Raw genomic sequence first — 11,463 nt, forward strand, 5'->3', positions numbered from 1 at the left:
CGCCTCAAGGGTTCGCTGCGCCGGGCTTACGCCCGCCCTCGACCCGCCAAACCACCCACTGAGAATTCAAAAGAGGCCCAAAAGCAAAACGGGATCCAACAACAAAAACAACAACAAAAAGCAAAAACAAAAAAACCCTACTTAACCAAAGACCGCCTCTTCATCTCAAGCTGAGTAATCAACCGCTGAAGGGTATTCTCAGCCGACCCCGGCATGGAAACAAACTTGAACCCGATGGTATATCGCCGATCCCCTTTCGCCGTCGTCGACTCGCGATGCGAAACCAGCTTCATATCCAGCGTAACCCGTCCATTCGCGCTGAAATGCAGCTCGGCATCTTCCAGCACGATGCCCATCTCCAGATCCGCCACGCGCTCATCCGTCGTGCGCAACGCCACGCCGCCCAGCGACAGGTCGTGCACCTCGAAGCGGAATCGCTCCCCATCCGGAAGCGTGCCCGTGCAAATGTAAGGATCGAGCACCGGCGCCTCGACGCGGAAATACTCGCGCCGCTGCATGTAATACAGCACCGGCGGAAAATCGACTTCGAACGCCGGGCGTCCGTCGAACATCGTCTCGCGCGGGCCCGGCGTCGTGAACTCGACGCGCACGCCATCCGGCGCCGCATTGAAAATCAGCTTCTGCGACGCAAGCACGCCACGGTTCTGCGTCTCGAGGCCGCCCCAGTCGAACGTGAAGCGATGCGACGTCACATCGACGTCGAGCAATCGCGTCACGATCTGCCCGTCGCCGTATTGCGCCGTCAGAAAGTCGCCGCGATTGGCGAGATTGCGCAGCGCCACGCCGATTTCCAACGGATTCCGCCGGCCGAAATCCACGATCGGCGCGATGTCCTCGTCGGCAAAGTCATGTTTTTGATTGGTGTTCATGGTGCTAGCCGTGTTCATTGTGCTCGCGCGCTGCCCTGATTCCCCCGAACATCGCGCGAAGATCCGAACCGAATCGGTCCGGCCTCTCGAATATTCAGGTTAGCGGCATACCACTTTAAAAGTTTAGGGTCGCACGGCGAAAAATGTATGTGGTGCGCCGTCCCAACGAACGTAAAACGTTTGCCTCAGAGAGAAGTCCGGGCCAGCGCGCATTCGGCGCCCGAAATGCGCGCACGAGGCCCTTCACAGCAAGAAGGCGGCCGCAAACATCGGGGGAATGCGCGGCGTGGCCCGCGCGCCGGCGCCAGACGAGCGTCAGACGATCTGACGCATGATCGAGATGAGCTTCTTCGCGTACTGCGGATCGGTCGCGTAACCCGCTTTCTGCATGCCGTGCGCGAAGCCCGCGACGTCGCGCGAAGCCTGAATCACCGGCGCGTATCGCGGATTGTTCTTGATGACGCTCGCGTAATCCGTGAGCGCGTCTTCGTACGAATCGTACGCGCGGAATTTCTCGACGACTTTCTGCGGCCGCCCGTTGATGTATTCCGTCGTGACCGAATTCACCGTCTTGCCGGCCCAGTCCTTCGTCGCCTTCACGCCGAAGATGTTGTGGCTCGTCGTGCCGTCGGCTTGCTTGATCTCGCGCTTGCCCCAGCCCGATTCGAGCGCCGCCTGTCCGATGATGAAGCGCGCCGGAATGCCCGTCGCCGCGCTCGCGGCCTGCGCCGGCACGGCGAGTCTGTCGACGAACGCGTTGACCTTGTCCGAGCCGTTGCCGCGTGCCGGCGGCTCCAGCGAATCCGCCGCCGTGTAGCCCTTGCCCGCGAGCGCCGCGCTGCTCTTGTTGCCCTGCGCCGCCGCGTAAGCCTTGGCCATTGCGTTCATCGCGGCGAGATTGCCCGCGTTCGCGTCGAGATCGCCGCCGCCCGCGCCGCCCGACATGCCGCCGAGCGCCTGCATCGCGTTCATCGTGCCCGTGACGCCGCCCTTTCCGTCGGCGCCCGTCTGCGCGCCCGAATTGCGCATGAGCTGCTTCAGCATCATGTCCGCCACGCCGATGCCCTTCGACGACATCTGCTGCGACAACTGCTGATCGAGCATCGACGTGAAGGTTTTCGAGTCGTTCGAATCGAACGGGCTGTCCGAAGGCGTCGCGTCGCGCATGCTCTTCAGCATCATTTGCGTGAAGACGGCGTCGAACTGTTTGGCCGCTTCCTTGAGGCCTTGCTGCGGGTTCGCGCCGGCCTGCGCGCGCAAGGCGTCGAAGCCCTGCGTGTCGAGCGCGAAACGGTTCGAGAGATTCGAGAATCCGCCGCTCGTATCGGTCGATGCCAGCGCGGCGCTGGCGATGCCGTTCGTGTTCGAGTTCATAGGTTCTTATTCGTTTTTAGATGATTTCGAGGTCTGCGCGCAGCGCGCCCGCGGCCTTCATCGACTGAAGGATCGAGATGAGATCCGCCGGCGTCGCGCCGAGCGCGTTGAGCGCCTTCACGACATCCGCGAGATTCGCGCCCGCCGAGAGCATCTTGAGCGCGCCGCTGTCCTGCTTCAGCTGAATCGACGATTCCTTCGCCGCGACCGTCTGGCCGTTCGAGAACGCGCCCGGCTGGCTCACCGCCGTCTTCGTGTTGATGACGACCGACAGATTGCCGTGAGCCACAGCGCAGTTCTGCAGCGTCACCATCTGATTCATGACGATGGAACCCGTGCGCGCGTTCAGAATCACCTTCGCGGCGGCCTGCGCCGGACGCACGTCGATGTTCTGCAACTGCGCCATGAACGAAACCTGCTCGCCCGGGTCCTGCGGCGCGCGCAGTTGAATGGTGCGGCCATCGAGCGCGAGCGCCGTGCCCATGCCGAACTGGTTGTTCACCGCCGCGACGATGCGCTGCGTCGTGTCGAAATCCATGTCGCGCAGTTCCATCTGCATGACGCCGCCCTGCTGCTGCAACGCCGAAGGCACCGCGCGCTCGACGATCGCGCCCGCCGTGATGCGCCCGACCGCGAGCTGGTTCACCTGCACCTTGCTGCCGTTCGCGCTCGCGCCCGCGCCGCCGACGACGAGATTGCCCTGCGCCATCGCGTACACCTGACCGTCGGCGCCCTTCAGCGGCGACATCAGCAGCGTGCCGCCGCGCAAACTCTTTGCGTTGCCGAGCGACGAAACCGTCACGTCGATCGCTTCGCCGGGACGCGAAAACGGCGGCAGCGTGGCCGTCACCATCACGGCGGCCACGTTCTTCAACTGCATGTTCGACGACGTCGCCGAATTCACCGTGATGCCGAGATTGCCGAGCATGTTGGTGAGCGATTGCGTCGTGAACGGCGTCTGCATCGTCTGGTCGCCGGTGCCGTCGAGACCGACCACGAGACCGTAGCCGATCAGCGGATTGTCACGCACGCCCTGAAACGAAACGAGGTCTTTCAGGCGTTCGGCGTGCGCCTGATGCACCGAACCGATGGCGACGAGCGCCGCTGCGAGCGAGAACGAAACGAAACGGAGAAACGGATTCATGATCAGAACGGCGCGACGTTGAGGAAGAAGCGTTGGAGCCAGCCCATGTTTTCAGCTTCGTCGATATAACCCTTCGCCGAGTATTCGATCTTCGCGTCGGCGACTTGCGTGGAAAAGACGGTGTTGCTGCCCGAGATGGTCGTCGGGTTGACGACGCCCGAGAAGCGCACGAATTCGTTGCCCTGGTTGATGAGCATCTGCTTCTCGCCGCTCACCTGCAGGTTGCCGTTGGGCAGGACGTCCGTGACGGTCACGGTCAGCGTGCCGCTGAACGTGTTCGCCGCGCTCGCGCCGCCCGCGGCGGTGAACTTGTTCGCGCCGGTCGCCGAGAGATTCGTGTTGTTGAAGAGACCGCCGAAGATGCCGGGCGTCGTCGGGACCGCGAACGACGCATTGCCGCCGCGATTGGTGTTCGCCGCCGACGACTTCGTCGCGTTGACGTTTTCCGAGATCACGATGGTCAGGATGTCGCCCACGTTGCGCGGACGCTGGTCTTCGAACAGCGGCCTGCCCGCGTAGCCCGCGTTGTAGATCGCGCCGGGCGAGCGCGTGCCGACGGGCGGCTGCGGCGGACGCGCGGTCATCGGCTGCTGGATGATCGGCTCTTTCGGCACGAGGCCGCATGCGGCGACCGTTGCGCCGAGCGCGGCAACCGAAGCGAAGCGCAGAGCACGGATCGAAGCCCGCGCGATGATGTGAAGTGACGACATCGTGATAACTCTTTTGAAGCGAAATTAGCGTTAGTGTGACGCCGTCATCGCGAATCCCATCCGTCGAATAGAGGGGTTAAACCTGCATCTGCGACAGCGTTTGCAACATCTGGTCGGACGTGGTCACGGCCTTGCTGTTGATTTCGTACGCGCGCTGGGTCTGGATCATGTTGACCAGTTCCTGCACCACGTTCACGTTCGACGCTTCCACGTAGCCCTGCTGCAACGAGCCCGCGCCGTTCAATCCCGGCTGCGACACGTTCGGCGCGCCCGAGCTGCTCGTTTCGGAGAACAGGTTTTCGCCGCGCGCATCGAGACCGGCCGGGTTGATGAAGGTCGCGAGCGTGACCTGGCCGACGGTGGTGCTCGTCGTGCTGTTCGCGGTCGTCACCGACACCGTGCCGTCCGAGCCGATGGTGATCCCGGTCGCGTTCTGCGGAATCGTGATCGCCGGATTCAGCTGATAGCCGCTCGACGTGACGAGCTGGCCCTGCGAGTTGGTCTGGAACGAGCCGTCGCGCGTGTAGGCGGTCGAGCCGTCGGGCATCGTCACCTGGAAGAAGCCCTGGCCGTTGATCGCGACATCCTTCGAGTTGCCGGTCTGTTGCAGGTTGCCCTGCGTGTAGAGGCGCTCCGTTGCGACCTGCTGCACGCCGGTGCCGAGCTGCACGCCCGACGCGAGCTCGGTTTGCTGCGTCGAATTCGCGCCCGGCTGGCGCGTCGTCTGATACAGCAGATCCTCGAACACCGCGCGCGAACCCTTGAAGCCGTTCGTGCTCACGTTGGCGAGGTTGTTCGAGATGGTGTCCATCTGCGCCTGCTGCGCGTTCATGCCGGTCGCGGCGATGTAGAGAGAGCGATTCATCTTGTTTCGTATCCTGTCTAGCTGGCGTGTGCAGCTTGTTTGCCGCTTAAGAGAAGTTGAGCAGCTTGTTGGCCGACTGTTCGTTCTGGTCGGCCGATTCCATCAGCTTCGTCTGCATCTGGAATTGCCGGGCGTTGGTGATCATCGAGACCATCGCGGAGACCGGGTTCACGTTGCTGCCTTCGAGCGCGCCGCCGGTCACGACCACGTTCGGGTCCGCATCGGCGGGATCGCCCGTCGCGGTTCGAAAGAGCCCGTCGTCGCCGCGCGTGAGCGACGCCGGATCGGGATTCACGAGCTTCAGCTGATCCACGACCGCGATCGCCGTCGGCGGGTCGCCCGGAATCAGCGCGGAGATCGTGCCGTCCTTGCCGACCGTGACTTCCGCGCCCGGCGGAATCGACAGCGGGCCGCTGTTGCCGAGCACCGGCAGATTGTTCGCCGTGACGAGCTGACCGTTCTGATCCACGTGCAGATTGCCGGCGCGCGTGTACGCCTCGCTGCCGTCCGCCGCCTGCACGGACAACCAGCCCTGGCCCTGCACGGCGACGTCGAGCGGATTGCCGGTCTGCTGGATCGGCCCCGCCGAGTAGTCCGCATTCGGCGTCGACGAGAGCACGAAAGTGCGCGTCGTGCCATCGGCGGACTGGTCCTCGAACGACATCGGCACCTGGCGGAACGCCGCGAGCTGCGCCTTGAAACCCGTGGTCGACGTGTTCGCGAGGTTGTTCGCCACGACGGCCTGCTGCTCGAGCGCCTGGCTTGCGCCGGTCATCGCGGTGTAGATCAGACGGTCCATGAATCGCTTCCTTCTTCCCTAATGCGTCAAGTTCGCGTGCAAACGACGCTTACAGATTGATCAGCGTCTGATCGACGGTCTGCTGCGTCTTGATCGTCTGCGCGTTCGCCTGATAGTTGCGCTGCGCGGTGATCAGATTCACGAGCTCGCTCGTCAGGTCGACGTTGGAGTTTTCCACCGCGCCGCCCTGCAGCGTGCCGTGGTTGGTCGAGCCCGGCACGCCGACCTGCGGTGCGCCCGACGCGGCGGTCTGCGCGTACACGTTGCCGCCGAGATTCTGCAAACCGTTCTGGTTGTTGAAGTTGGCGATGGCAATTTGCCCGAGCGCTTTCGTTGCGCCGTTCGAGTAGTTGCCCGTCAGCGTGCCGTCGGTGCCGACCGTGAAGCCCGTCAGTTCGCCCGTGCTGTTGCCGTCCTGCACGATGTTCGTCACGCCGTCTTTCGCGCCGTACTGCGTGGTGCCGTTGAGGTTGATCGTGAGCGACTGCTGCGTCGCGCCGCCGTCCGCGCCGTTCGGAATCGAGAACGTGAACTTGCCCACGTCGGCCGTCGCCGCGCCGCTCGTGTCGGTGGTGCCGCTCAACGTGCCGGACGAATTGAACTGCATGTTGCCGAGCGAAATCGGCGAGCTGGCCGGGTCGCCGTAGGTCGCGTACGCCTTCCACGAGTTCGAGGTCGTGTCCTTCGCGAAGTACACGGACACCTTCTGCGTGCCGCCGAGCGAGTCGTACACGTCGACGGAAGTCGAGTGATTGAAGGTGGTCGAGTCGGTCGGATCGAAGTTGCCGGTCGGCGCGGTGTCCTGCGAGTTCAGGTTGAACGCGGCCGTGATGTTCTTGGTCGCGATCGGCGCGACGTTCGACGTCGGCACGGTCAACGGCACGGTGCTCGCGCTGTTGATCACGCCGTTCGAGTTCGCGGCGTAGCCCATCAGTTGCAGACCGGCCGCGTTGACGATGCGCCCCTGGTTGTCGAGATGGAACACGCCGTTGCGCGAGTACACGCTCGAGCCGTTGTTCGACAACTGATAGAAACCGTTGCCGTTGATCGCGACGTCGAGCGCCTGATTGGTCGACGTGATCGTGCCTTGCGAGAACTGCTGCTGCACTTCCGCGAGCTGCGTGCCGATGCCGATCTGATTGCTGACGGCCGTGGCCATCGAGCTCGCGTACATGTCGGCGAACTGCGCGGAGCCCTGCTTGAAGCCGACGGTGTTCGCGTTCGCGATGTTGTTGCCGATGACGTCGAGGTCGCTCGATGCGGCGCCCAGACCGCTCAGTGCTTGTTGATAACTCATGTGTTTCTCCGCGACGAGCCCGCGCCCGTCCTGATGGATCGAATTAAAGAATCGACGCGACGCCCGACAGCGCAACCGTGGAGCCGTTCGAGAGCTTGAGGCCCGGCGCGCCGCCGGACATCTGCACGACGCTCTGCACTTGCGAAGCCGCGAGCGTCGTCGCGGTGGCCTGCTGGCCGTTGATCGTGCCTTGCGCGGTGATCGTGTAGGAGCCGTCGGCGAGCGTGGCGCCCTTCGAATCGACCGGCGTCCAGCCCGTCACCGGCACGACGCCCGCGCCTTGCGCGCCGAGGTCGAGCGTGTTGACGATCTGGCCCGACGAATTCTTCACGACGATCTGCAGATCGCTCACATCGTTGGCGAGCTGCACGCCGAAGCCCGACGACGCGCCCTTCGACACCGTCACGTTGTTGCCCGCCGCGAGCACGTTCGAGCCGATGAGCAGCGCGGCCTGCGTCTGCTGGCCGGCGGAAAGCTGCGTTGCGAGTGACGACAGCGACGTGTTCAACTGGCCGATGCCCGTCACCGTGTTGATCTGCGCGAGCTGCGAGGTCATCTGCGAGCTGTCGGCGGGATTGGTCGGATCCTGATTCTTCAGCTGCGTCACGAGCAGCGTGAGGAAGGTGTTCTGCAGATCGGAGCCCGAGGTCGAGCTCGTCGAGCTGGACGACGCCGACGAAGCGCCGTTCATGGTGTCGAGCAGCGTCTGCGACACCGTGGTGCCGTTGCTGCCGATGGTTGTGCTGGTCGTCACGTTGTGTTCCTTGAGGTGTCTCTATCAGGTTCCGATGGTCAGGGTCTTGAGCATCAATTGCTTGGCGGTGTTGAGCGTTTCGACGTTCGCCTGATAGGAACGCGACGCGGAAATCATGTTGACCATTTCCTGCACCGGATCGACGTTGGGCAGCGTCACATAGCCGTCCGCGTTCGCCGCCGGGTTGCTCGGGTCGTAGCTGGTTTTCATCGGGGTCGGGTCGTCGACCACGCCGGTCACCTGCACGCCGCCGACCTGCTGGCCCGACGCGGTCCGCGCGCCGCCGAGCGGATCGACCGCGAACACGACCTGCTTGGCCTTGTACGGCTGGCCGTCCGGGCCGGTCGTGCTGTCCGCGTTCGCGAGATTCGACGCGGTGACGTTCAGGCGCTGCGCCTGGGCGGACATCGCCGAGCCGGCGACGTTGAAGATGTTCATCAAAGAGGGCATGTGTTCTCCTGCTGCGCTCAACTATTCGACGTAATCGCCGACAACATCGATTTGATCTGCGACGACAGCACCGTCATGCCGGCCTCGAAATGCAGCGCGTTGTCCGCGAACTGCACGCGTTCCGCGTCGAGGTCGACCGTGTTGCCGTCGAGCGAAGGCTGGCTCGGCACGCGATAGGCGAGCTTGCCGTAGTCGTCGCTCGAACCGCCCGACGCGGACAGCGTCGACGTGCCGCTCATGTGGCCCTTGGCCGTCGTCGCCAGGCCGCCGCTCGAACTCACGCTGACGGGTTGCGCCATCTTCAGCGTCGAGCCGTTCGAAGCGCCGCCGCCGTGCTTGAGCGCGCCCGCGAGCGCGCTCGAGAAATCGACGTCGCGCGCCTTGTAGCCGGGCGTGTCGGCGTTGGCGATATTCGACGACAGCAATTCCTGCCGGTAAGCGCGCACGTCGAGCGCCTCACGGCCAAATGCGAATTCCTTGTCGAGTTTGTCCAGCATGGCGGTTTCTCCTGTCGGCGGTGCCGAGGCCTTTTTGCATGACACGCATCTTAGGAGCGGCGCGCAATAACTAATCCGACGAATAACCGGGAAACGGGGCCTCTATTCGACGCTTGCGTTATCCCGCCGATATCTAGAATTCGTTTCGTAGCCGATTGCGGGTCTCATTCCCGCCGCAATCGAAGGCAGTCGCCGCCTCGTGTGCGGCCCGATCGAATCAGGCAGGAGAAAGTTGATGAGCAGGTCCGCGAAACGTGCATCGAACCCTACGGCTCGCGCCGCAGCGACGTTCGCGCGCCGCACGCTGCGCGGTTTCGCCGGCGTGTCTCTCTTGATGAGCGTCGCGGCGGGCGCGCAGGCGCAGCAGAGCGACGGTCCGATCGTCATTCCGGGCAACGCCGAAACCAATCCGGCCGCCGCTGCCGACATGGCGCAAAAGCTGACCGCGCGCGCCACGACGCCCGTTGCGGCGGCGCCCGCGCCTGAAACGTCGCGGCCCGGCCCGAGCGGTTATCGCGCCGCGACGCGAGCCGCCGATGCCGCGATGCGCAACGCCGCGCTCGAACTCGACGCCCGCGCCGACGCCGCCGACGACTCCATGAACGACGCGAGCGGCATGATCGTCATTCCCGGACCGGGCGAGGCGAAACCTGCGCGTGCGGTTGCAGCGCCTGCGCCTGCGCTTCAGAAAGCGCCGGTCGCGTCCGCTTCGCGCGATGTGATGCCCGTCGTCGTGACACACGACGATGCCGTCGCCCGCAACACGAATGCAAAGCCCGTCGCGGCGAGTCCCGCGACGCCCGTCGCCGCCGCATCGCCGATGCGCCGCGTGAGCTTCAATCCATCGGCCGCTATTGCAGCCGCGCCGGCCGCGCCCGCGACGATGCAGGACGGCGAATCGATCCGGGCCGTCACGCTCGCCTTTCTCCAGCAGCAGGCCGCCGGTTTGCCGGGCAAGGTCGAGATCACCGTGACGCCGGTTTTTCCGCGCGGCCTCGCCGCCTGCTCCGCGCTCGACCCGTTCATGCCGACCGGCGCGCGTCTCTGGGGCCGTCTGACCGTGGGCGTGCGCTGTGTCGGCGAGCGTCCGTGGACGCTTTACGTGCAGGCGCGCGTGTCGATCAACGCGACGTACTACACCGCCGCGCGCGCGATCGCGCCGGGCGAAGTGCTGAGCAACGCCGATCTCGTCGCCCGCGACGGCGATCTCACCGCGATGCCGCAGGCCATCGTCACCGATCCGGCTCAGGCCGTGGGCGCGGTCGCGCTCTCGCGTGTGCCCGCAGGCCTGCCGCTGCGCACCGACATGCTGCGCGCGGCGAGCTCGGTGTCGATCGGCCAGAACGTGCATGTGGTCGCGGGCGGCTCCGGCTTTTCGATTTCCGCCGACGGCACCGCGATGAGCAACGCGTCGCCCGGCCAGCAAGTACGCGTCAAAACTGCCGGCGGTCAGATCATCACCGGCATCGTGAAGGACAGTCAGACGGTGGAAGTGGCCCTGTAAAAACAGGTTTTGTTCGGTCCCCCACACTTGTTTCATTTTGTTGCAAATGCGCCGGATGCCCGTCAGATAAGGCTCTGAGCGATATATGCACGACGAACGGCAGTTTGCGGTCTGCAGCGAGGGTAAAGTTTTCAACACCCGTCGCCGTTAAAGGACTCAACACGTTCGGGAATGGACATCGTGAAGATCGAATCGAATAGCAACACCACTCTGGCAAGCCTTCAGGACAACCTGCAACGCGCGTCGCAAAACGACGCAAAAGGTGCCGCGGGCGCCGTGCAACAACCGCAGACGGGCGCGAGCGCGTCGCAGAACTCGACGGTGAGCCTGTCGTCGCTGTCGAGCGACCTGCGCGCATCGAACGGCTCGGACATCGATACGGCGAAAGTCGAATCGATCAAGGCCGCGATCCGCGACGGCAGCCTGAAGATGGACACGAGCAAGATCGCCGACGGCATGCTGAGCACCGCCCGCGATCTGCTGCAAACGAGAACCCCGCCGACCGGCGGCTGACGCTGACGAGGCGCGCGACGAGCGCGTGACGGCGAGCGTTCGCGAAACCGGCGGCTTTTCAAACCGCTATCCGAGCGAAGCAATGAGAGACGCCCTGCTTGCCACCGTCACCGAAGAAGTCGCCGCTGTTCAGGCCTTCGAATCCCTCCTCGTCGATGAGGAAAAAGCGCTGATCGCCGCGCAGCCGCTGCCGGCGCTGCCCACGATCATCGAACACAAGACGGCGCTCACCGAGCGCATCGCCGAACTCGAAAAAGCGCGCGACGAACAGTTGAACGCGCTCGGTTTTCCGGGCGGCTTCGTCGGCATGGAGGCCGCCGCCGTGGGTGACGCGGCCATCGCCGAACAATGGGCGCTGCTCACTGCCGCCGCCCGTCGCGCGAAGCAGGGCAACAACAACAACGGCGTGCTGATCCGCACCCGCATGGACTACAACCGCAAAACGCTCGCCGCGTTGCAGGTCGCTCCGTCGAAGAGCGGCTTTTACGGTCCGGACGGCCGCCTGCCGGGCGCCTGACCGCCAGTTTTCGCCTCTCGAACGGCGCGCGCTTCCTGCGAGGCGCGCGCCGCTTTTGTTTCCCGCGCTTTCATCGACCGAATAACCCCCTTTTCCCCGGCTTTATCCGCCGATGGCCGCTCGACGCCATCCGCAATAATCGCTTTCAT

13 protein-coding genes are annotated in these 11,463 nt (G+C 64.4%); 3 read left to right on the forward strand and 10 right to left on the reverse strand.

Annotation, left to right across the window (positions count from 1 at the left end; translation table 11 throughout):
* Positions 1–137 precede the first annotated feature (137 nt).
* From AWB76_RS02480 to flgB, 10 genes are all read right to left on the reverse strand, one after another.
* Positions 138–890, reverse strand: a complete 753-nt coding sequence (locus tag AWB76_RS02480) for a flagellar brake protein (protein ID WP_061158979.1) — start codon at positions 888–890, stop codon at positions 138–140.
* Positions 891–1,205: 315 nt separating this feature from the next.
* Positions 1,206–2,264: a flagellar assembly peptidoglycan hydrolase FlgJ gene (gene flgJ, locus AWB76_RS02485; protein ID WP_061158561.1), complete on the reverse strand. Its 1,059-nt coding sequence runs from the start codon at positions 2,262–2,264 to the stop codon at positions 1,206–1,208.
* Between the two features lie 16 nt (positions 2,265–2,280).
* Entirely contained in the window at positions 2,281–3,408 is a 1,128-nt protein-coding gene (locus AWB76_RS02490) for a flagellar basal body P-ring protein FlgI (protein ID WP_061158562.1), read from the reverse strand.
* A 2-nt stretch (positions 3,409–3,410) separates the two neighbouring features.
* Positions 3,411–4,118, reverse strand: coding sequence for a flagellar basal body L-ring protein FlgH (locus AWB76_RS02495; RefSeq protein ID WP_061158563.1), 708 nt, complete (start codon positions 4,116–4,118; stop codon positions 3,411–3,413).
* 76 nt (positions 4,119–4,194) lie between these two features.
* A complete protein-coding gene (gene flgG / locus AWB76_RS02500; protein ID WP_061158564.1) occupies positions 4,195–4,983 on the reverse strand; it encodes a flagellar basal-body rod protein FlgG in 789 nt (262 codons plus the stop codon).
* Between the two features lie 46 nt (positions 4,984–5,029).
* On the reverse strand, positions 5,030–5,782 hold the full coding sequence (gene flgF / locus AWB76_RS02505; RefSeq protein WP_061158565.1) for a flagellar basal-body rod protein FlgF: 753 nt from the start codon (positions 5,780–5,782) through the stop codon (positions 5,030–5,032).
* A 49-nt stretch (positions 5,783–5,831) separates the two neighbouring features.
* Positions 5,832–7,079: a flagellar hook protein FlgE gene (gene flgE / locus AWB76_RS02510; protein WP_061158566.1), complete on the reverse strand. Its 1,248-nt coding sequence runs from the start codon at positions 7,077–7,079 to the stop codon at positions 5,832–5,834.
* 43 nt (positions 7,080–7,122) lie between these two features.
* Positions 7,123–7,833, reverse strand: coding sequence for a flagellar hook assembly protein FlgD (locus AWB76_RS02515; protein ID WP_061158567.1), 711 nt, complete (start codon positions 7,831–7,833; stop codon positions 7,123–7,125).
* A gap of 24 nt (positions 7,834–7,857) precedes the next feature.
* A complete protein-coding gene (flgC, locus tag AWB76_RS02520; RefSeq protein WP_061158568.1) occupies positions 7,858–8,283 on the reverse strand; it encodes a flagellar basal body rod protein FlgC in 426 nt (141 codons plus the stop codon).
* Between the two features lie 17 nt (positions 8,284–8,300).
* Positions 8,301–8,780, reverse strand: coding sequence for a flagellar basal body rod protein FlgB (flgB, locus tag AWB76_RS02525; RefSeq protein ID WP_061158569.1), 480 nt, complete (start codon positions 8,778–8,780; stop codon positions 8,301–8,303).
* A 235-nt stretch (positions 8,781–9,015) separates the two neighbouring features.
* Between flgB and flgA the strand changes: the two genes are divergently transcribed.
* The 3 genes from flgA (at position 9,016) to AWB76_RS02540 (ending at position 11,314) form a co-directional block, all read left to right on the forward strand.
* Positions 9,016–10,284: a flagellar basal body P-ring formation chaperone FlgA gene (gene flgA / locus AWB76_RS02530; RefSeq protein ID WP_061158570.1), complete on the forward strand. Its 1,269-nt coding sequence runs from the start codon at positions 9,016–9,018 to the stop codon at positions 10,282–10,284.
* A gap of 180 nt (positions 10,285–10,464) precedes the next feature.
* The gene (gene flgM / locus AWB76_RS02535; RefSeq protein ID WP_061158980.1) at positions 10,465–10,797 is read left to right on the forward strand and encodes a flagellar biosynthesis anti-sigma factor FlgM; all 333 of its coding nucleotides are present in this window, start codon (positions 10,465–10,467) and stop codon (positions 10,795–10,797) included.
* Positions 10,798–10,879: 82 nt separating this feature from the next.
* A complete protein-coding gene (locus AWB76_RS02540) occupies positions 10,880–11,314 on the forward strand; it encodes a flagellar protein FlgN (RefSeq protein ID WP_061158571.1) in 435 nt (144 codons plus the stop codon).
* Positions 11,315–11,463 lie beyond the last annotated feature (149 nt).

The organism is Caballeronia temeraria (assembly GCF_001544795.2).
GTDB classification, from domain to species: domain Bacteria; phylum Pseudomonadota; class Gammaproteobacteria; order Burkholderiales; family Burkholderiaceae; genus Caballeronia; species Caballeronia temeraria.